15 protein-coding genes are annotated in these 20,620 nt (G+C 64.9%); 13 read left to right on the forward strand and 2 right to left on the reverse strand.

Going from position 1 to position 20,620, the window contains the following annotated elements; genetic code table 11:
* Positions 1-142 precede the first annotated feature (142 nt).
* Positions 143-1,552 (reverse strand): class II fumarate hydratase, encoded by a 1,410-nt coding sequence (locus tag RT460_RS01070; RefSeq protein ID WP_313316626.1) that lies wholly within the window; start codon positions 1,550-1,552, stop codon positions 143-145.
* A 202-nt stretch (positions 1,553-1,754) separates the two neighbouring features.
* Here RT460_RS01070 and purB point away from each other — a divergent pair, with 202 nt between their 5' ends.
* From purB to RT460_RS01115, 9 genes are all read left to right on the forward strand, one after another.
* Positions 1,755-3,137 (forward strand): adenylosuccinate lyase, encoded by a 1,383-nt coding sequence (purB, locus tag RT460_RS01075; RefSeq protein WP_313316627.1) that lies wholly within the window; start codon positions 1,755-1,757, stop codon positions 3,135-3,137.
* A complete protein-coding gene (locus tag RT460_RS01080) occupies positions 3,100-3,495 on the forward strand; it encodes a VOC family protein (protein ID WP_313316670.1) in 396 nt (131 codons plus the stop codon). Before purB ends, RT460_RS01080 begins: the two co-directional genes overlap by 38 nt.
* A 78-nt stretch (positions 3,496-3,573) precedes the next feature.
* The gene (locus RT460_RS01085; protein WP_313316629.1) at positions 3,574-4,086 is read left to right on the forward strand and encodes a DUF3060 domain-containing protein; all 513 of its coding nucleotides are present in this window, start codon (positions 3,574-3,576) and stop codon (positions 4,084-4,086) included.
* A 259-nt stretch (positions 4,087-4,345) separates the two neighbouring features.
* Complete coding sequence (locus RT460_RS01090) at positions 4,346-5,824, forward strand: cupin domain-containing protein (RefSeq protein ID WP_313316630.1); 1,479 nt, start codon at positions 4,346-4,348, stop codon at positions 5,822-5,824.
* Positions 5,821-6,726 carry a GNAT family N-acetyltransferase gene (locus RT460_RS01095; protein WP_313316631.1) on the forward strand — a complete coding sequence of 302 codons (906 nt, stop codon included), beginning with the start codon at positions 5,821-5,823 and terminating at the stop codon, positions 6,724-6,726. Before RT460_RS01090 ends, RT460_RS01095 begins: the two co-directional genes overlap by 4 nt.
* Positions 6,727-6,901: 175 nt before the next feature.
* Positions 6,902-9,733, forward strand: coding sequence for a 2-oxoglutarate dehydrogenase E1 component (locus RT460_RS01100; RefSeq protein WP_313316632.1), 2,832 nt, complete (start codon positions 6,902-6,904; stop codon positions 9,731-9,733).
* 42 nt (positions 9,734-9,775) lie between these two features.
* On the forward strand, positions 9,776-10,984 hold the full coding sequence (sucB, locus tag RT460_RS01105) for a dihydrolipoyllysine-residue succinyltransferase (protein WP_313316633.1): 1,209 nt from the start codon (positions 9,776-9,778) through the stop codon (positions 10,982-10,984).
* Positions 10,985-11,113: 129 nt separating this feature from the next.
* The gene (lpdA, locus tag RT460_RS01110; RefSeq protein WP_313316634.1) at positions 11,114-12,538 is read left to right on the forward strand and encodes a dihydrolipoyl dehydrogenase; all 1,425 of its coding nucleotides are present in this window, start codon (positions 11,114-11,116) and stop codon (positions 12,536-12,538) included.
* 293 nt (positions 12,539-12,831) lie between these two features.
* Positions 12,832-13,425 carry a TIGR00730 family Rossman fold protein gene (locus RT460_RS01115; protein ID WP_313316635.1) on the forward strand — a complete coding sequence of 198 codons (594 nt, stop codon included), beginning with the start codon at positions 12,832-12,834 and terminating at the stop codon, positions 13,423-13,425.
* 141 nt (positions 13,426-13,566) lie between these two features.
* Here the strand turns inward: RT460_RS01115 and RT460_RS01120 are convergent, their stop codons facing one another.
* Positions 13,567-16,464, reverse strand: coding sequence for an EAL domain-containing protein (locus RT460_RS01120; protein ID WP_313316637.1), 2,898 nt, complete (start codon positions 16,462-16,464; stop codon positions 13,567-13,569).
* Between the two features lie 181 nt (positions 16,465-16,645).
* Here RT460_RS01120 and RT460_RS01125 point away from each other — a divergent pair, with 181 nt between their 5' ends.
* The 4 genes from RT460_RS01125 to RT460_RS01140 are packed head-to-tail and all read left to right on the forward strand — an operon-like array spanning position 16,646 to position 20,616.
* On the forward strand, positions 16,646-17,203 hold the full coding sequence (locus RT460_RS01125; RefSeq protein ID WP_313316638.1) for an RNA polymerase sigma factor: 558 nt from the start codon (positions 16,646-16,648) through the stop codon (positions 17,201-17,203).
* The gene (locus RT460_RS01130) at positions 17,200-18,216 is read left to right on the forward strand and encodes a hypothetical protein (RefSeq protein WP_313316639.1); all 1,017 of its coding nucleotides are present in this window, start codon (positions 17,200-17,202) and stop codon (positions 18,214-18,216) included. The genes RT460_RS01125 and RT460_RS01130 overlap by 4 nt, the downstream gene beginning before the upstream one ends.
* Positions 18,217-18,257: 41 nt before the next feature.
* Positions 18,258-18,860, forward strand: coding sequence for a YigZ family protein (locus tag RT460_RS01135; protein WP_313316640.1), 603 nt, complete (start codon positions 18,258-18,260; stop codon positions 18,858-18,860).
* Complete coding sequence (locus RT460_RS01140; protein ID WP_313316641.1) at positions 18,847-20,616, forward strand: ABC transporter transmembrane domain-containing protein; 1,770 nt, start codon at positions 18,847-18,849, stop codon at positions 20,614-20,616. The genes RT460_RS01135 and RT460_RS01140 overlap by 14 nt, the downstream gene beginning before the upstream one ends.
* Positions 20,617-20,620: the final 4 nt, after the last annotated feature.

Raw genomic sequence — 20,620 nt, forward strand, 5'->3', positions numbered from 1 at the left:
CGAGCCATGCTCGGCAGAGGCGTTACCAAGAATGCCTGCGCAACGCACGAACCGCATGCACCGCGGAGCAAGGTCTAAAAGCCAACCCCTCCCCAACCCTCCCCTGCGCGCAAGGGAGGGGGCGGATACGTCGCGCCAAACCTCAATGGTCGTGAATGCCACCCAAGGTCAACGCCGCCGGATCCAGCAGCCGCTTCAACTCGGGCTCTGACAACCCGCTGTCCTCCAGCGCCACCTCCAGTACCGGCCGCTGCTCCTTGTAGGCGCGCTTGGCGATCGCCGCCGCTTTCTCGTAACCGATGATCGGGTTCAGCGCGGTCACCAGGATGGGGTTACGCGCCAGTGCTTCCCGCACCCGCTCCTGCTTGACCACCAGGCCGACAAACACCTTGTCGGCCAGCAGATTCATCACGTTGGACAGCAGCTGGATCGAATCCAGCAGATTGGCCGCGATCAGCGGCAGCGCCACGTTCAACTGGAAATTGCCGGTCTGGCCGGCAACGGTGATTGCGGTGTGGTGGCCAATCACCTGCGCGGCCACCATTACCGTCGCCTCCGGGATCACCGGATTGACCTTGCCCGGCATGATCGAGCTGCCCGGCTGCAGAGCCGGCAATTCCAGCTCACCCAGCCCGGCCAGCGGCCCGGAGTTCATCCAGCGCAGGTCGTTGGCGATCTTGATCAGGGCCACCGCCAGCGCATTGAGCTGACCGGACAACTCGACCGCATCGTCCTGTGCGGCCAGGCCTTCAAACTTGTTGGCCGCACTTTCGAACTTGATCCCGGTGCTGGCCGACAGCGCCCGCGCCACCTTGCCACCAAAGCGCGGATCGGCGTTGATGCCGGTGCCAATGGCGGTGCCGCCCAATGGCAGCCGGCGCAGGCGCTTGAGCGCATCTTCGATACGCCCTTCGGCCGAGGCCAGCTGCGCCGACCATGCCCCAAATTCCTGGGCGAAGGTCAGTGGCATCGCATCCATCAAATGGGTACGGCCGGTCTTGACGATCTTGCCAAGGGTACGGGCACGCTTGTCGATGGTCTTGCGCAGGTGTTTGAGTGCCGGCAGCAGCGACTCCACCGTTTCCAGTTGGGCCGACACGCGGATGGCGGTGGGGATCACGTCATTGGAACTCTGGCCCAGATTGACGTGGTCATTGGGATGCACGCTCGTCTTGCCGGCCTTGCCGCCCTGGTTGGCGAGCGTGGCGATGACCTCGTTGGCATTCATGTTCGACGAGGTGCCCGAACCGGTCTGGTACACGTCAATCGGGAACTGGCTGTCATGGGCACCGATGGCCACTTCCGCAGCCGCCGACTGGATCGCCTTGCCCACGCCCTTCGGCAGCAGGCCCAGGCCGGTGTTGACCTCAGCCGCGGCGCCCTTGATCAGGCCCAGCGCACGGATGAAGGCACGTGGCATGCGCTGTCCGGATACGGGAAAGTTCTGCACCGCCCGCTGGGTCTGCGCGCCCCACAGGGCCTCGGCGGGCACCTGCAGCTCGCCCATGCTGTCGTGTTCGGTACGGAAACCGGTTTTGGATACCTTGCTCATCATCAACTCCGCGCAATCTCATTGTTGGGGAAGGGAAAGCTCTGGCTGGCGGTGGGCAGACATCCCGGCTGGCAACTGCCCACACCATACCCGCCCGCCCCCGCAAAGGCATCCGCGGCCGATGGGATACAAAGGCCCAGCAACGGCAAGGTCCCCGGCAGCGTAGAATATGCGCCCCCGCCACTGCCCAACGCCCGCCGCCATGACGGATACGTCCCGCCAAGAAGCCGCCCTGCTCGCCCTGTCCCCGCTTGATGGCCGTTATGCCGGCAAGGTCGACGCTTTGCGCCCGATCTTCTCCGAATACGGCCTGATCAAGGCCCGCGTGAAGGTCGAGATCGAATGGCTGCTGGCACTGGGCGCCGAACCGGGCATCACCGAGCTGGCTGACTTCTCGGCCGCCGGCAAGAGCAAGCTGCGTGCACTGGCCGATGGCTTTTCGGTCGCCAATGCCGCCCGCGTCAAGGAAATCGAGCGCACCACCAACCACGACGTCAAGGCCGTGGAGTACTTCATCAAGGAACAGCTCAAGGATGATGCCGAGCTGGCCCCGGCGCTGGAGTTCGTGCATTTCGCCTGCACCAGCGAGGACATCAACAACCTGTCCTATGGCCTGATGCTGGCCGAAGCCCGTGAAAAGGTGATCCTGCCCGGCTATGTCGGCATCGCCACCTCGCTGCGCACGCTGGCCCACGCCCAGGCCGAGCAGCCGATGCTGTCGCGCACCCACGGCCAGACCGCCTCGCCAACCACCCTGGGCAAGGAACTGGCCAATGTCGTTGCCCGCCTGGAGCGGCAGATCCGCCAGATCGGCGCGGTCGAGCTGACCGGCAAGATCAACGGCGCCGTCGGCAACTACAACGCCCACGTGGTGTCCTACCCGAACATCGACTGGCCGGCTTTTGCCGAACGTTTCGTCACCTCGCTGGGCCTGGTGTTCAACCCCTACACCACCCAGATCGAGCCGCACGACAACGTCGCCGAAATCGGCGATGCCGCGCGCCGCGCCAACACCATCCTGATCGACCTGGCCCGTGACATCTGGGGCTATATCTCGCTGGGCTACTTCAAGCAGAAGCTCAAGGAAGGTGAAGTCGGCTCCTCGACCATGCCGCACAAGGTCAACCCGATCGACTTCGAGAATGCCGAAGGCAATTTCGGCATCGCCAACGCCCTGTTCGAGCATTTCAGCGCCAAGCTGCCGATCAGCCGCTGGCAGCGCGACCTGACCGACTCCACCGTGCTGCGCGCCGTGGGCACCGCCTTTGGCCACAGCCAGGTCGGCCTGGAATCGCTGGCCAAGGGCCTGGGCAAGCTGACCGTGAACCCGGAGCGCCTGGACGCCGACCTGGATGCGGCCTGGGAAGTGCTGGCCGAAGCCGTGCAGACGGTGATGCGCCGTCATGGTCTGCCCAATCCGTACGAACAGCTCAAGGCCCTGACGCGCGGCCACGGCATCACGGCCGATTCGATGCGAGCGTTCATCGAGACCCTGGAACTGCCGGCCGATGCCAAGCAGCGCCTGCGCGAGCTGACCCCGGGTGGGTATGCTGGCTTGGCGGCTGATCTGGCCAAGGCGATCTGAGCCGTGCCTGCAGCGCGGCCCGGATCTTGAGGCCTTGCTGCAGTTCTATCTTGAGCGCGGTTTCACCTTGCAGCGGCGGAGCGAAAGCTTCGCCGTTGTTGCTTGGGCAAATGCGCACCTGTTGTTTCTGGCCGAGAATCCCGACGCTGCCCGTGCGCCGCGCTGGGCAGCCCTGCGCATCATGGTGGACGACATCCACCCGCTCTGGCGGCGGGCATTACAGCGGCAATGGCCGATGCAACATCCCTTGGCCGATCGGGGTTATGGCCTGCTGGACTTCAGCATGCGGGACCCGGCGGGTTTCACCCTGCGTTTTGCCCAAGCCCTGCCGAGCGCTCCGCCGGAGCCATCGCAATAACCCAAGCCCAGCCGCGTAATGAAACCTTCGCGGCGGCTCTGCCAGCATCCAGCTGACCCCTCAGCCTGGAACCCGCTGATGAAGCATCCAGCTCTCTATTCCGCCCTGGCCCTCCTGCTCGCGTTGACTGGCTGCAACAAAGCCGCCCCAGCCACGCCAACTGCAACTGCAACTGCAGCCCCTGCCGCTACAAGCTCCGACACACTTACAGACCCCGGCGCGGGCGCCCAGTGTGGCGGCAAGAACCTGCGTATCACCCATGACAACAGCAGTCAGGTCATCGATGGCGAATGCGCCGACGTCACCGTTTCCGCCTCCAACGGTTCGCTCAATGTCAGCAAGGCACAGACGATCACGGTTGAAGGCAGGCAGTTCACCGTGCTCAATGACCAGGTCGACACGGTCCGCGTGGTGGGCAGTGACAACATCCTCAACCTGACCAATGCCCGCCACATCGAGGTCAGCGGCAACAACAACATGATCCTCGTCAAGGACATCGCCGAGGTCACCTTCAGCGGCAACGGCAATACCGTCAACCCGAGCAGCAAGCCAAAGGTGAATGACGCAGGCACAGGCAACCGCGTTCTCTGAGGCCAAGGCCGCAGCCAGATGTCCAATGTAGTGCCGAGCCATGCTCGGCAGACGCAGGCCACCGATCGCAGCGGAGCCGGGAATCGCGCCACGTGACAGATTCTGCCGAGCATGGCTCGGCACTACGCAAACACGGCTCGCGCAGGGGATTTGATCCAGATCAGCCGCCAATCGTGCGGTTTGCGGCCAACAAGGGGACAATAGCGGCCTGCGCGACCTACGCGCCCCTGTTCGACCTCCGTTGCAAAGGATTTCCCCCATGGCTGCACGCAAGCAAAAGACCTATCCGATCGAAGTACAGGCCCGCGCCGGGCTGCCGCTGGGCATGGCCCCAGCCACCTTCCTGCGCGACTACTGGCAGAAGCGTCCGCTGCTGATCCGCGCCGCGTTCCCGGACTTCGAAACGCCGGTGATGCCCGAAGACCTGGCCGGCCTGGCCTGCGAGGAAGGCGCGCTGGCGCGCATCGTCAGCCACGACCGCGCCACCGATGGCTGGACCCTGCGTACCGGCCCGTTCCAGGAAGAAGACTTCCCCGGCATGCCCGACCACGACTGGACCCTGCTGGTGCAGGACGTGGACAAGTGGGACCCGGAAGTCCGCGCGCTGCTGTCCTATTTCAACTTCCTGCCGCGCTGGCGCATGGATGACGTGATGATCAGCTTTGCCGCCACCGGTGGTTCGGTGGGTGCCCACGTCGACCAGTACGACGTATTCCTGCTGCAGGCCTACGGTCACCGCCGCTGGCAGATCGACGCCAGCGAGTCGACCAAGGGCAAGCGCCCGCCGCTGGATTTCCGCCCCGATGTGGAACTGAAGCTGCTGAAGAAGTTCAAGCCCAGCCACGACTGGGTGCTGGCGCCGGGCGACATGCTGTACCTGCCGCCGAACGTGCCGCACAACGGCGTGGCCGAAGACCCCTGCCTGACCTTCTCCTTCGGCATGCGTGCACCGTCCTCGGCCGAGCTGATCAGCGACTACCTGGACGACCTGGTCGCCGACGCCGACGAATCCATCCGCCTGCAGGACCCGGACCTGAAGCTACCGGAAGACCCGAACGAGATCGATGCCGCCGCCATGAAGCGCGTCGTCGCCGCGCTCAACGCCCTGCGCATGAACGACCCGGACCGCCTGGGTAACTGGTTCGGCCGCTTCATCACCACCTACCGCGCTGCGGGCGACATCCTGCCCTCGCAGGCCCCGCCGTCGCCGGAAGAAGTGACCGCCGAGCTGGAAAACGGCGGCGTGCTTGAGCGCCACCCCTGGGCCCGCCTGGCCTGGCGCCGTGCCACCCGTGGCGCTTCGCTGTACTGCTCGGGCCTGGCGTTCCAGCTGTCGATCAAGGACGCGCAGACCCTGGCCGGCGCCGAGCAGATCGATATCGCCTTGTTCAACAAGTTGGGCAACAAGGGCCGCGACGCCCTGATGGAACTGATCACCGGTGGCCACTACCAGCTGCTGGACGTGGAAACCATTGCCGCCATGCTCGCCGAGCAGGATGCGCTGGAAGTGCTGGAAGACGCCAACGAGGAAGATTTCGACGAAGAAGCGTTCGACGACGAGGCCGATGCCCCGGAAGTGGAGATCGAAGTCATCGAATACAGCGAAGCCGGTGACGGCGAACCGTCCAGCGCCAGCATCGAGACCGTCCTGGTCAACGAAGAAGGCGTCGAGGTCGTGGTGATCTGCGACGACGGCGAGGAAGAAGGCGAAGACGACGCGGAAACCCCGTCGGCATGAGCCAAACCGCGGTCTTCCATATAGAGACCGCCGACTACGCCGTGCAGCAGGCCCTGCTGCACGGCGTACGTCACACGGTGTTCGTCAGCGAGCAGAACGTCCCGGCCGAACTGGAAATCGACGCCCTGGATCCGGCCTGCGGCCACGCCTTGGCCATCGACGCGCAGGGCCAGGCCATCGGTGCCGGCCGCCTGACCCCTGACCAGCGGATCGGCCGCATGGCAGTGCTGCGCCAATGGCGCGGCAAGGGTGTCGGCGAGGCCTTGCTGCACAACCTGTTGGCACAGGCCCGTGCCCGGGGCTGGGGCGAAGTAAGCCTGCACGCACAGGTACCGGCCCGCGACTTCTATGCCCGCAACGGCTTTCTGCCACAGGGGCCGATCTTCGTGGAAGCCGGCATCGAGCACCAGACCATGCGCCGCCGCCTGGATGGCGCCATGCGCGTTCAGGATCCCGAACAGGCGCGGGCGGCCGTCACCACCGTCATCCACCAGGCCCGTAGGCGCCTGCGTTGGCAGGTCCGCGGCAACGACGCCCTGCTGGGCCAGCCCCAGGTAGTGGCGGCATTGCGCCGGTTTGCCACCGCCCGACATGACAAACAGGTGCAACTGCTGCTGCATGAGGCCGACCTGCCGGCCCTGCCCGCAGCCTTCATCGCCCTGGTGCAACGCCTGCCCAGCGTGTTCCAGCTACGCGAACCCGTTGACCCGGCCGATTGCCAGGTCGCCTCGGCCGGCATCAGCAACGACAGTGGCGATTACTACTTTCGTCCAATAGGCGCGCGCTGCGAGGGCGAGTTGGCCCTGGCGGGCGCGGCACGTGCGCACCCGCAGGAAGAACTGTTCCAGCGTATCTGGGAGCGTTCGCGCGATTGTGCCGAGATGCGCGTACTCGGCGTATAGGTTCTGTCACAACAGGACAGCGACAGGTCAGGTATTAATGCAAGGGACAGTGAGCGCGCCCCTTCCTGTCCGGTGAGGGGTATAATTTGGTGGTTAGAACACGCCCGCGCGGGACGCTGCAGCAAGGTCCCCCGGTTCCCCCGAACTACCCCACAAGCGAATCCGACTCTCCATCGTGGACAATCTACTGAAGCAGTTTGCGCAATCATCGCAGCTCGCCGGCGGCAACGCCTCCTATGTCGAGGACCTGTACGAACAGTACCTCGTCTCCCCGGACAGTGTGGACCCCAAGTGGAAGTCCTACTTTGACGGCTTCAAGGGCCGCGAAGCTGGCGATGTGCCGCACTCTGCCGCTATCGCCCACATCACTGAAGCCGCCAAGAACGCGTTCAACGCAGGTGTCAGCGTCGGTGAAGGCGACGAGCGCGAGCGCAACGTCGGCCGCCTGATCACCGCCTACCGTTCGCGCGGCCACCTCGGCGCCAAGCTTGATCCGCTGGGCCTGACCCCACCGGTCAACCCGCCGGACCTGGGCCTGCCCTTCCACCACCTCAGCGATGCCGACCTCAACGATGAGTTCAGCACCGGTGGTATCGGCGGCCAGCCGCGGATGAAGCTGCGTGACCTGGTTGCTCGCCTGAAGGCGACGTATACCGGCTCGATCGGCGCAGAATTCATGTATATCGCCGAAGTCGACCAGCGCCAGTGGCTCTACCAGCGTCTCGAAAACGCCGGTGGCAACTACAACCTGGACGCCGACACCAAGCGCCGCACCCTCGAGCGCCTGACCGCTGCCGAAGGCCTCGAGCGTTACCTGCACACCAAATACGTCGGCCAGAAGCGCTTCTCGCTGGAAGGCGGCGACTCACTGATCCCGATGATGGACACCATCATCCGCGACGCCGGCAAGGAAGGCGTCAAGGACGTGGTGATCGGCATGGCCCACCGTGGCCGTCTGAACGTGCTGGTCAACACCCTGGGCAAGAACCCGCGCAAGCTGTTCGACGAATTCGAAGGCAAGTTCGAGCACGACGACCGCGCCGTGGCTGGTGACGTGAAGTACCACATGGGCTTCTCGGCCGACGTTGCCAGCGATGGCGGCCCGGTGCACCTGGCCCTGGCCTTCAACCCGTCCCACCTCGAAATCGCCGACCCGGTGGTTGCCGGCTCGGTGCGTTCGCGCCAGGAACGCCGCAACGACACCGCGCGCAAGCAGGTGATGCCGATCCTGATCCACGGCGATGCTGCTTTCGCCGGCCAGGGTGTGGTGATGGAGCTGTTCCAGATGTCGCAGGCCCGCGGTTTCACCGTCGGCGGCACCGTGCACATCGTCATCAACAACCAGGTGGGCTTCACCACTTCCAATCCGGAAGATTCGCGCTCGACCCTGTACTCGACCGACATCGCCAAGATGGTGGCCGCACCGGTCCTGCACGTGAACGGCGACGACCCGGAAGCGGTGGTATTTGCCGCCAAGCTGGCCTATGACTTCCGCCAGCAGTTCCACAAAGACGTGGTCATCGACCTGATCTGCTACCGCCGCTGGGGCCACAACGAAGCCGATGAACCGGCGATCACCCAGCCGCTGATGTACCAGGTGATCCGAAAGCACAAGACCACCCGCGAGCTCTACGCAGAGCAGCTGGAAGCCGCTGGCGTGATCGCCGCCGGTGCCGGCAAGGACATGGTCGACGCCTACCGCAACAAGCTGGACTCCGGCGAAGTCACCACCGAGCTGGCCAAGGTCGAAAAGACCCCGGCTACCAGCAAGATGTACGTGGACTGGTCCCGGTACCTGTCGGGCAAGTTGTCCGACCCGGTCAGCACCAAGGTCGACATGGGCAAGCTGACCCAGCTGGCCACCATGATCAACACCATCCCGGAAGGCGTGGAAGTGCATTCGCGCGTTGCCAAGGTGTACGACGACCGTCGCAAGATGGCCGCCGGTGAAATCCTGGGCGACTGGGGCTTTGCCGAGAACCTGGCCTACGCCACCCTGCTGGACGAAGGCTACGGCCTGCGCCTGGTTGGCCAGGACGTCGGCCGCGGCACCTTCACCCACCGCCACGCCATCCTGCACGACCAGAAGACCGACAACTACTACCTGCCGCTGCGTCAGCTGGTCGAGTCGCCGGAACAGGCCACCATCATCGATTCGCTGCTCAGCGAAGAAGCCGTGATGGCATTCGAGTACGGCTTCTCCACCACCGACCCGAACACCCTGTGCATCTGGGAAGGCCAGTTCGGCGACTTCGCCAACGGCGCCCAGGTGGTGATCGACCAGTTCATCGCCTCGGGCGAAGCAAAGTGGGGCCGCATCTCCGGCCTGACCCTGCTGCTGCCGCACGGCTATGAAGGCCAGGGCCCGGAACACAGCTCGGCACGCCTTGAGCGTTTCCTGCAGCTGTGCGCACTGGAGAACATGCTGGTCTGCGTGCCGTCGACCCCGGCGCAGGCATTCCACATGCTGCGTCGCCAGATGCGCATGGATACCCGCAAGCCGCTGATCGTGATGTCGCCCAAGTCGCTGCTGCGCCACAAGCTGGCCGTGTCCAGCATGGAAGACATGGCCAACGGCGAGTTCCAGCACCTGATTGGCGACGCCACCGCCGATGCCAAGAAGGTCAAGCGCGTTGTCGTGTGTTCGGGCAAGGTGTACTACGACCTGCTGGAAGACATGACCAAGCGTGGCCAGGACGATGTTGCGCTCCTGCGCGTCGAACAGCTCTACCCGTTCCCGCGCCCGGCGCTGGCGGCCGAACTGAAGAAGTACGGCAAGGCCACCGACGTTGTGTGGTGCCAGGAAGAGCCGATGAACCAGGGTGCCTGGTACCAGATCAAGCACCACCTGCAGGCCTGCGTGGCCGATGGCCAGGCGCTGCACTATGCCGGTCGTCCGCGCTCGCCGTCGCCTGCTGTTGGCCACATGTCCGATCACCTGCGCGAACTCGCACAGCTGCTCGCCGACGCGCTGGTCAACAAGATCGACGACAACTACGCCGAATAAGCCCCCTTTTCCACAAGAAAACGAAACCAGGAAATCAGCCAAATGGCCACCGAAGTCAAAGTACCGGTACTGCCCGAATCCGTCTCCGACGCCACCATCGCCAGCTGGCACAAGAAGGCAGGCGAAGCCGTCAAGCGTGATGAGAACCTGCTCGACCTGGAAACCGACAAGGTCGTGCTGGAAGTACCGGCACCGGTTGATGGCGTGCTGAAGGAAATCAAGTTCCAGGAAGGCGACACCGTCACCTCGAACCAGATCCTGGCCATCATCGAGGAAGGCGCGGTTGCCGCTGCTGCACCGGCCGCTCCGGCCGCCGCTGCTGAAGCACCGAAGGCTGCCGCTCCGGCAGCGGCTGCACCGGCCGCTGCCGCCGCACCGGCCCCGGCTGCCAAGTCGGCTGCCGACACCCTGCCCCCGGGCGCCCGCTTCTCGGCCATCACCGAAGGCGTGAACCCGGCTGACGTGTCCGGCACCGGCCGCCACGGCGCCGTCACCAAGGAAGACATCGTCAACTTCGCCCGCAACGGCGGCGTCGGCAAGGCCGGCGGTACACGTCCGGAAGAACGCGTGCCGATGACCCGCATGCGCAAGCGCATTGCCGAGCGTCTGATGCAGTCGAAGAACTCGACCGCCATGCTGACCACCTTCAACGAAGTCAACCTGTCCAAGGTGTCGGCTGCGCGCAAGGAACTGCAGGAAGAGTTCGTCAAGGCCCACGGCATCAAGCTGGGCTTCATGAGCTTCTTCGTGAAGGCCGCCGCCAACGCGCTGCAGCGCTTCCCGCTGGTCAATGCCTCGATCGATGGTGACGACATCATCTATCACGGCTACTCGGACATCTCGATCGCCGTGTCCACCGAAAAGGGTCTGGTGACCCCGGTGCTGCGCAACGTCGAGCGCATGTCGTTCGCCGACATCGAAAAGGCAATTGCGGACTACGCCAAGAAGGCCCGCGACGGTAAGCTGTCGCTGGAAGAACTGCAGGGCGGCACCTTCACCGTGACCAACGGTGGCACCTTCGGCTCGCTGATGTCGACCCCGATCGTCAACCCGCCGCAGAGCGCCATCCTGGGCATGCACGCCATCAAGGACCGTCCGATCGCCGAGAACGGCCAGGTCGTGATCGCGCCGATGATGTACCTGGCCATGTCCTATGACCACCGCATCATCGACGGCAAGGATTCGGTGCAGTTCCTGGTGGACATCAAGAACCAGCTGGAAAACCCGGGCCGCATGCTGTTCGGCCTGTAATTCCGCTCGAAGCCCCTCTCCCTCCGGGAGGGGGGTTGGGGTGAGGGCCTCGGCCCTCCCGCACCCTCATCCGGCGCTACGCGCCCCCTTCTCCCGCAGGGAGAAGGGATTGGTACCAAGGAATCTCAAATGGCTGAACAATTCGACGTCGTCGTCATCGGTGCAGGCCCGGCCGGTTACCACGCGGCCATCCGCGCCGCACAGCTTGGCCTGAAGACCGCCTGCATCGATGCAGCGCTGGGCAAGGACGGCAAGCCGGCACTGGGCGGCACCTGCCTGCGCGTGGGCTGTATCCCGTCCAAGGCGCTGCTGGACTCCTCGCGCCAGTACTGGAACATGGGCCACATCTTCGATCAGCACGGCATCAGCTTCAACGACGCCAAGATCGACGTGAGCAAGATGGTCGGCCGCAAGGACGCCATCGTGAAGCAGTTCACCGGCGGCATCGCCCAGCTGTTCAAGGCCAACAAGGTTGCCACCTACTACGGCTTTGGCCAGCTGCAGGCCGGCAACGTGGTCAAGGTCAAGCAGCACGACGGTTCGGAAGTCGAGCTCAAGGGCACCAACGTCATCATCGCCGCCGGCTCCGATTCAATCGAGCTGCCGTTCGCCAAGTTTGACGGCAACCACATCGTCGACAACGTCGGCGCGCTGGACTTCACCGAAGTGCCCAAGCGCCTGGCCGTCATCGGCGCTGGCGTGATCGGCCTGGAACTGGGCAGCGTGTGGAAGCGCCTGGGTTCGGAAGTGGTGATCCTGGAAGCACTGCCGGAGTTCCTGGCTGCCGCCGATGCCGAAGTGGCCAAGGTTGCCGCCAAGGAATTCAAGAAGCAGGGCCTGGACATCCGCCTGAACGCCAAGGTCTCCAAGACCGAGATCAAGAGCAACGAAGTCATCGTCAGCTACACCGATGCCGAGGGCGACAAGACCCTGACCGTCGACAAGCTGCTGGTGGCCGTCGGCCGTCGCGCTGCCAGCAAGGGCCTGTTGGCCGAGGGCACCGGCGTGCAGCTCAATGAGCGTGGCCAGATCGTGGTCGACGACCATTGCCACACCGGCGTTGATGGCGTCTGGGCGGTGGGTGACTGCGTGCGCGGCCCGATGCTGGCCCACAAGGGCTTTGAAGAAGGCGTCGCCGTGGCCGAACTGATCGCTGGCCTGCCGGGCCACGTCAACTTCGACACCATCCCGTGGGTGATCTACACCGAGCCGGAACTGGCATGGGTCGGCAAGACCGAAGCCCAGCTCAAGGCCGAGGGCATCCCGTACAAGGCCGGCAGCTTCCCGTTCGCCGCCAACGGCCGCGCCGTCGCCATGGTCGAGCCGGCTGGCTTCGTCAAGGTGCTGGCACACGCCGAAACCGATCGCGTGCTGGGCATGCACCTGGTCGGCGCCAATGTCTCCGAGCTGGTGCACGAAGGTGTGCTGACCATGGAGTTCAGTGGCTCGTCCGATGACCTGGCCCGCATCTGCCACGCCCACCCGTCGCTGTCCGAGGCAGTGCACGACGCGGCGATGGCAGTGACCAAGCGCGCCATTCACAAGGCGAACTGACAGCTGGGATTGGAGAATCGGGATTGGGAATTCGCAAGAGCCCTCCCGATTCGACGTCAAAGGGACGCCGGCAGCGATGCTGGCGTTTCTGTTTCTTGAAGCTGGGATTGGGGATTCGGGATTCGGGATTCGCGAACGCGGCCATCCCCTTCCACGAACTCCAACCAACCGATCTCCCGCTTTTGCTTTTAGCTTTTGCTTTGCCGAATCCCAAATCTCGAATCCCCAATCCCAATCCCCAATCCCCAATCTCGAATCCCCGCCCCCAAACCCCCCAACCCCGGCCTGAACACATGAAATCCATCTGCGTCTATTGCGGCTCCAACCCTGGCGCCAAGCCCATCTATGTCGAACGCGCCACCGAACTGGGCAAGCGCATCGCCAACGAAGGCCTGCGCCTGGTCTATGGCGGCGGCCGCACCGGCCTGATGGGCGCGGTGGCCGATGGCGTGCTGGCCGCCGGCGGCGAAGTCACCGGCGTGATCCCCCAACATCTGGTGGACATGGAAGTGGCGCACAAGGGCGTGACCTCGCTGGAAATCGTCGGCTCGATGCATGAGCGCAAGTCGCGCATGTTCGACCTGTCCGATGCCTTCGTCGCCCTGCCTGGTGGCTTCGGCACCGCCGAGGAAATTTTCGAGATGCTGACCTGGCGCCAGCTGGGCATCGGCAACAAGCCCTGCGCCTTCCTCGACATCGACGGCTTCTACCAGCCGCTGATCGGCATGATCGACACCATGGTCAGCGAGCGCTTCCTGCACCCGGAACAGCGCGAAGACCTGTGGTACGGCGAAGACACCTCGCAGATGCTGGAGTGGATGCGCAATTACTCGCCGGCCCAGGCCGACAAGTGGTTCGACGAAAAGAAGCGCAACGCACTGCGTTGATCAAAACAGCAGGAGCGGCGTAAGGCCCCAAGGCCACCGCTCGAGCAACCGCCAAATGCACGCCCTCCCCTTGCCCATGGCAACGGGAGGCAAGCAGACGAAACCGGCGTGCTGCGATCCAGCGCTCTGGCGCTGCGGCCGCTACACCGACAACTGCAACGTCTGCTCGCGCGGTGCCGGGTAGCCCAGCAGGTAGCCCTGGCCAAAACTGCAGCCCAGGGACATCAGCGTCTGCATCTGGCGCTCGTTCTCCACGCCCTCGCCTATGGTTTCAATGCCAAGCGTCCTTGCCAACGACAGCACGCCTTCGACCAGCGCCAGCGTGCTCTTGCCGTTCTCCGCATGCAGGCCGGCGACGAAGCTGCGATCCACCTTGAGCGCGTTGATCGGGAACCGGTGCAGGTACGACAGCGCCGAATAACCCGTGCCGAAATCGTCCAACTGCACCACGATGCCGTGCTCATTGAGCTGATGCAGGGTTTGCAGCGTGCGGGGCGCATCTTCCAGCAAGGCCATCTCGGTGATCTCCACCCGCAGTCGCTGCGGATCTGCACCGGCCGCCTCGATCAGCTCCAACAGGCGGCCAACGAACTCCGGCGAGCGGAAATGCCGTGGCGAGACGTTGACAGAGATGTAACCGGACGCTGTCTGCGCAAGGTCAGCAAGCACCTGCTCATAGATCAGCCAATCAACCTGCTCTATAAGCCCACTCTCCTCACCCAACGCGAGGAAATCGCCCGGGTACAGCAGGCCACGCCGCTCATGCTGCCAGCGCAACAGCGCCTCGTAGCCCACCACGGTGCCATCCTGCAATGACACGATTGGCTGGTAGTACGGCAGGAAGTCGCGCTTCTTGATCGCCCGGCGCAGATCCGCCTCCAGCTCCAGGCTGCGGACCGCCTCGTCATGCATGGCGCCATCGAACATCACGCATCGATCCTGGCCACGCAGCTTGGCGCGGTACATTGCCGCGTCGGCATCACGCAGCAGGTCGGCACCCGACGCATAACGCGGGTTCCACAACGCGATGCCGATGCTGCCGGAGGGGAACAGCTCGCGCCCATCCACCCACATCGGCGCCTCCAGCGCCCTCAGTAGCCGTCGCCCCAATTCCATCGCTGCGTCGGCACCGCGCTCGCAATCCACCAGCAGCGCGAATTCGTCACCGCCCAGGCGCGCCACAACGTCGTCGCCGCGCACCAGCCGCACCAGGCGGCGCGCAACCTCGACCAGCATCTGGTCGCCGGCAGCATGCCCGATACTGTCATTGACCCATTTGAAGCGATCCAGGTCGAGGAACAACAGCGCGAAGTGCGGGGCGATACCCAGCTCCGCACTGGCGATTGCCCGCTCAAGCCGATCCTGCAGATGCAGGCGATTGGGCAGACCTGTCAACACGTCGTGCATCGCAAGGTGGGTCAGGCGCTGCTCGGCCCGCATGCGCTCGCCAATCTGCGCAAGCAGCTTCTGATTGACCTCGCCCAGTTCGCGCGTGCGTTCGGCAACCCGCTTCTCCAGCTCGGCATGGGCCTGCAGCAGGCGCTGCTGGTCGCGCTGACGCGCCAGGCTGGTGCCAAGCGCGCGCGCCACGAACACCAACAGGCGCTGGTCGTCCGCACTGAACACAACATCGGGCGAATAGCTCTGCACCGCGATCACGCCAACCACTTCGTCATCGCTGAACAAGGGAACGCCCAGCCAACAGTGCGACTTGGTGCCGAACTCCTGCACCTTGCCCGCGGCGATCAGCACGTCGATGTCAGCGCGCATAGCGCGGACCGGCTGGCGACTGCTCACCGTGTATTCGGTCAGGCCGTCACTGAACGCACGTGGCGCGCGCTCGCGGTTGTAGCGGTCCACGGAATACACGAACTCGATGCCGGTGCCGCCGTTTGTCAGCATCGCCACGTAGAAGTTGCTGGCGTCCAACAAGCCACTGATGATGCCGTGCAACTGCTGGTAGAACTCGGCGCGACCGTGCCCCATCATCGCCAGCTCGGAGATATTGAACAGCGCAGCCTGCAGCAACTCCGCACGCCGGCGCACGACGATCTCCTCCTGCAGGTGACCGTTGATGCGTTCCAGGTCGCGGGTACGCTCGCATACCCGTTGCTCCAGCTGTGCATGCGCCTGATGGCGGTCCATCGCGGTGAGGATGTGCTTGGCAACGAAATTCAGCAGTGCCCGCTCTTCTTCGCCATAGCAGGCGTCTGCCTCGTAGCTCTGCACCACGATCGCACCGCACACGCGATTTTCACGCCACATCGGCACGCCCAGCCAGTCATTGCTTTCCGCACCTTCCTGGGTCGACGCCTGGTAGTCGAGGAACTTCAGCAACTCACGCGAAGGACCACTCATCACCCGCCCGTGTCGCAACACGGCGAACGTCAGGCTGGACGGCATTTCGTCGTGCCGGTAGCTGCGTCCCGCTTCCGGGACGAAGTCATCCTGCTCGTCAACGTAATAAAGGAACTTCAGGCTGCTCTGCTGATCATCACATTCGACGATGTAACAGTTTTCCGCGTACATCAGCGAACACAGGATGCGATGGAAGTAGCGCAGCATTTCCGGCATCGCCAGGTCAGCACCCGCCAGGTCTGCAATTTCGTACAGCGCCTTCTGCAGCTGCTTCGAACGTTGCAGCTCCTCGATCTGCATGCGTTGCCGCTGCGATTGGAACACGCAGCCCAGCAGTACCCGCGCCGTTCCCTGCCACGCCTTCAAACGAGCGTCGGTCAGGTCGGCGGCATCGGCCACCACCAATGCCAACTCGGTGTCCTCGTGTTCCCAGAGCCAGCCTTGTTCGCCCGATGCCGGGGCTGCAGTGCACAACACCGTGTGTGCCTGCCGCCGCAGTTCGTCATCGCCCGGCGGATAGCTGCAGTTGGCCTCGCCCACGACCGCATCGCGCCACGCCAGCGCAACACGCGCGCCACTGGGCAACAGCCCTTGCAGGCTGGCAACCACCTTGGCAATGGGCGAAGGTATATCAGCGCGTGGCGTTGGTCCGGTACGCGCTGCAATCTCGCTGTAAGACATGGATCCGATCTCTTCTGGGTTCCGGCTTACCGGAACTCCCCCCTGCACGAAGCATACCGCCCCCAAGGGCAGCCAACGCCGGCAACCCGAACAAAAACATTGCTTCACATTTGTGAACGCGGGCGCCACTCCTCCCGGTGCCGGCTAGGCAGAAATGACGGCACCACGTAGGCTTTGCCTCGTGGACACCGCCGTGCAATCCCCCACCGACGAAGTGCTGATGCTTGCCTATGCGGGCGGCGACAGCGATGCCTTCGCCGAGCTTTACAGCCGTCACCGGGCGCGGCTTTTTCACTATCTGCTGGGTCAGGTGCGGGACCGGCCGCTGGCCGAGGAACTGTTCCAGGATGTCTGGCAGAAGATGATCAATGCACGCCGGGGCTGGAAGCCGGACGCAGCTTTCGCCACCTGGCTGTTCCGGATCGCCCACAACCGGCTGAACGACCATTGGCGTGCCGCCCGACATCGTCCGACGGCGCCGGACGACGCCGATGAGCGCACCGCGCGCTTGGCCGATGGCTGCACCCCCGAATTGCTGGCCGACGAGCAGGCCCAGCGCCTGCAGTTGCGTCAGGCGCTGGCAGAACTGCCGGCGGAACAACAGGAAGTCGTGATCCTGCGACTGGAACAGGAACTCAGCCTGGAGGAAATCGGGCAGATCACCGGCGTTGGCCGGGAAACCGTCAAATCGCGGCTTCGCTATGCGATGGACAAGCTGCGCGCGAGGTTGAGCGAATGAACCCCTCCGACCACCTGACCCCGGAAGAACGCGACCTGGCACGCCTGCTCGGCCGCCCCGGTGCGCGTGTAGCTGGGCCCAGCGCACGCGTCGATGCCGACATCCTGACACTGGCCCGTGCACCAGCGCCGGCCAGCCCTGTCGCCAGCGCCGCACCTGCCGCCGCGACAACCTCGTCGCCCACCTCGTCTACGCATGGCCGCGGCTGGGACCGGCGCCGCCGCCTGACCTCATCGCTGGCCATTGCCGCTTCATTGGTGCTCGTGGTGGGGCTGGCATGGCAGCTGCAACCCAGCGGCCCGCAACTCCCCCCGCCAGCTGGCGACGCCGCCCAAGCGGCCGTGGCTGCCGATGCCGCACCTGCCGCCGCGGATGCTGCGGCTGATACCGCGCACGCAGAAACAGAAGCCGCGAATGCCGGACCCGCGCCTGCGCCCGCAGCCCAGCGCGTGGAGCCGATCGCTTCACCGCAGACCCGCCAGCTGGCACCGGCAGCCAGCGCGCCGCAGGAGCTTCTACCCGCACAGCCCGCCGCAGACGATGCGGAGAACATGGCCTCCAGCGCAGCCCCGTATGCGGCCGCTGAAATGGCAGCGCCACCGGCCCCGGCCCCGCCCGCTCCCGCGCCCGTTGCACCATCGGTGATCACCGTACCGCCACAGCCCACGCAAAATAGCGGTGAGACGAGCGATGCGCCGTTGCGCCTGCGCGCGCCGCGCCCGCAGTTCGAGGGTCCGCGCATCATTCCGCATGCCGGCGAAAAAGCGATGGAAAAGGCCAGCGCCGCGCGCCAGCTACGCAGCGCCCCGATGCCGGCTGCGGCATCCGTCGCGGCCGCCAGCGTCGATATCGAGGCGGACACCACGCTGTCGCGCCGGCAATGGCTCAAGCGCATCCGCGAGCGTCTGGAGTCCGGCGACCAGGACGGTGCCCGCGCCAGCCTGCGGCGGTTTGCCCACGACTATCCCGAGGCACGGGTACCCAAGGATCTGCAGCCACTGCTGAAGGACTGAGCGACAGCGCTGCCAACCGCTTCTCCACTAGAATGGTGGCGATGCTCGATACCCTCGCCGCGCCCGCCAGCCATGAGCTGGAGATCAAACACAGCCGTTTCCTCGCCCGGGCCGCGCCCGTCAGCGATGCTGCGCAGGCGCTGGCATTCGTCCAATCGGTCTCGGTAGCTGATGCCACCCACAATTGCTGGGCCTACCGGCACGGCAACGACTACCGCTCCAGCGATGACGGCGAGCCTGCGGGGACCGCCGGCCGGCCGATCCTGGCCGCGATCGATGGCCAGGGCTATGACCGCATCGCGGTAGTGGTCACCCGCTGGTACGGTGGCATCAAGCTGGGCGCAGGTGGCCTGGTGCGCGCCTATGGTGGCACCGCCGCCGAGTGCCTGCGCCTGGCCCAGCGCAGCCCGCTGGTACCGATGACCGAGCGCATCCTGCAATGCGGTTTCGAGGACATGGGCATCGTACATACCCTGCTCGGCAACGCCGGGGCCGAGAAGCTTGAAGAACAGTTCCTGCCCGAAGGTCTGCGCCTGCATGTGCGCCTGCCGGCAGACCAGATCGATGCGCTGGCCCTGCGCCTGCGCGACGCCACCCGCGACCGCCTACGCCTGAGCGAGCCCGTCGACCATGACCGACACTGACACCTCCACGCCACCGCGCAAGCTGCAGAAACTGGGCAGCCTGAAGACCTTGTGGCCCTTCGTGCGCCGACATGCCGGGCTGTTCACCGCATGGCTGGTCGCGCTGGCCGTGTCATCAACGGCCACCCTGAGCCTGCCGATGGCGGTCAAGCAGATGATCGACCATGGCTTCTCCGGTGGCGGCGAAATCAATCGCGCCTTCATGTTGTTGTTCGTCGTGGCCGTCGTGCTGGCCCTGGCCACGGCTGCCCGCTTCTTTTTTGTCTCCCTGCTGGGCGAAAAGGTAGTGGCCGACCTGCGAGCGCAGCTCTATGCGCACCTGATCGGCCTGGATGCCGGCTTCCATGACCGCACCCGCAGTGGCGAACTGGTCTCGCGCCTGACTGCCGACAGCGAACTGCTGCGCAGCGTGATCGGTTCGACCATGTCGGTTGCCCTGCGCAGCAGCGTCACCGTGATCGGTTCGATGGTGATGCTGTTCGTCACCAGCCCGCGCCTGGCGGTGTACTCGCTGATCGGCATACCGCTGGCCGTACTGCCCATCGTCCTGGGCGCCCGCCAATTGCAGAAGATCTCGCGCGCGAGCCAGGACCGCGTTGCCGATGCCAATGCCTTGGCGGCAGAGACCCTGGGCGCGGTACGTACGGTGCAGGCACATGCCCGCGAACCTTATGAGCGGGGGCGTTTCGAGGCGGCGCTGGCAGTGTCCGTTGCCACCGCCAAGCGCCGTATCCGCACGCAGTCCTTTGTCACCGCCATTGCGATCGTATTGGTGTTCGGCGCCATCGTCGCCGTGCTGTGGTCGGGCGCGCACGACGTCGTGGATGGCCGCATGAGCGCCGGCACCTTGGGCCAGTTCGTGCTGTACGCCTTGATCGGCGGCGGCTCGGTAGGCGCCTTGGCTGAAGTGTGGAACGAGCTGCAACGCGCCTCAGGCGGCATGGGCCGTATTGGCGAACTGCTGACGGAACAGGCACGCATCACCGCGCCCGCGCACCCACTGCCATTGCCGGTCCCCGTGCGTGGCGAGATCCGTTTCGAGCACGTGTCCTTCCACTATCCACAACGCCCCGATCACCCGGCGCTGGATGATTTCAGCCTGACCGTGGCACCTGGCGAAACGGTCGCGCTGGTGGGGCCCTCCGGGGCTGGCAAGAGCACCGTATTGTCACTGCTGCTGCGCTTCCACGATCCGGACAGCGGTAGCCTGCTTCTGGATGGCATCGATCTGCGCGCACTGGATCCCGCGCAGCTGCGCCAGAGCATTGCCCTGGTACCGCAGCAGCCAGCACTGTTCGCCGCCAGCGCTGCCGACAACATCCGCTATGGGCGGTTGGAGGCAAGCGACGACGAAGTGCGCGCGGCGGCCCGTTCCGCCGAAGCAGACGACTTCCTCATGCAGCTGCCGGAAGGCTATGCCAGCGACCTGGGTGAGCGCGGCGCGCGCCTGTCCGGGGGCCAGCAGCAGCGCGTGGCTATTGCCCGTGCCCTGCTCAAGGATGCACCGGTGTTGCTGCTGGACGAAGCCACCAGCGCGCTGGACGCGCAGAGCGAGCGCGCTGTACAGCAGGCGCTGGAGCGGTTGATGGCAGGCCGCACCACGCTGGTCATCGCGCATCGCCTGGCAACGGTACTCAAGGCCGACCGCATCGTGGTCATGGACCATGGCCGCATCGTCGCCCAGGGCACCCACACCGAACTGTTGGCACAGGACGGTCTCTACGCGGAACTTGCGCGCCTGCAGTTCATTGATTGAGAAC

Origin of the sequence: Stenotrophomonas sp. (assembly GCF_032061965.1) — a bacterium.
GTDB lineage: Bacteria > Pseudomonadota > Gammaproteobacteria > Xanthomonadales > Xanthomonadaceae > Stenotrophomonas.

Bases quoted from the DNA above. Each gene is read 5' to 3' on its own strand.
- RT460_RS01070 (WP_313316626.1), bottom strand. From the start codon at position 1,552: ATGAGCAAGGTATCCAAAACCGGTTTCCGTACCGAACACGACAGCATG.
- purB (WP_313316627.1), top strand. From the start codon at position 1,755: ATGACGGATACGTCCCGCCAAGAAGCCGCCCTGCTCGCCCTGTCCCCG.
- RT460_RS01080 (WP_313316670.1), top strand. From the start codon at position 3,100: ATGCTGGCTTGGCGGCTGATCTGGCCAAGGCGATCTGAGCCGTGCCTG.
- RT460_RS01085 (WP_313316629.1), top strand. From the start codon at position 3,574: ATGAAGCATCCAGCTCTCTATTCCGCCCTGGCCCTCCTGCTCGCGTTG.
- RT460_RS01090 (WP_313316630.1), top strand. From the start codon at position 4,346: ATGGCTGCACGCAAGCAAAAGACCTATCCGATCGAAGTACAGGCCCGC.
- RT460_RS01095 (WP_313316631.1), top strand. From the start codon at position 5,821: ATGAGCCAAACCGCGGTCTTCCATATAGAGACCGCCGACTACGCCGTG.
- sucB (WP_313316633.1), top strand. From the start codon at position 9,776: ATGGCCACCGAAGTCAAAGTACCGGTACTGCCCGAATCCGTCTCCGAC.
- lpdA (WP_313316634.1), top strand. From the start codon at position 11,114: ATGGCTGAACAATTCGACGTCGTCGTCATCGGTGCAGGCCCGGCCGGT.
- RT460_RS01115 (WP_313316635.1), top strand. From the start codon at position 12,832: ATGAAATCCATCTGCGTCTATTGCGGCTCCAACCCTGGCGCCAAGCCC.
- RT460_RS01120 (WP_313316637.1), bottom strand. From the start codon at position 16,464: ATGTCTTACAGCGAGATTGCAGCGCGTACCGGACCAACGCCACGCGCT.
- RT460_RS01130 (WP_313316639.1), top strand. From the start codon at position 17,200: ATGAACCCCTCCGACCACCTGACCCCGGAAGAACGCGACCTGGCACGC.
- RT460_RS01135 (WP_313316640.1), top strand. From the start codon at position 18,258: ATGCTCGATACCCTCGCCGCGCCCGCCAGCCATGAGCTGGAGATCAAA.
- RT460_RS01140 (WP_313316641.1), top strand. From the start codon at position 18,847: ATGACCGACACTGACACCTCCACGCCACCGCGCAAGCTGCAGAAACTG.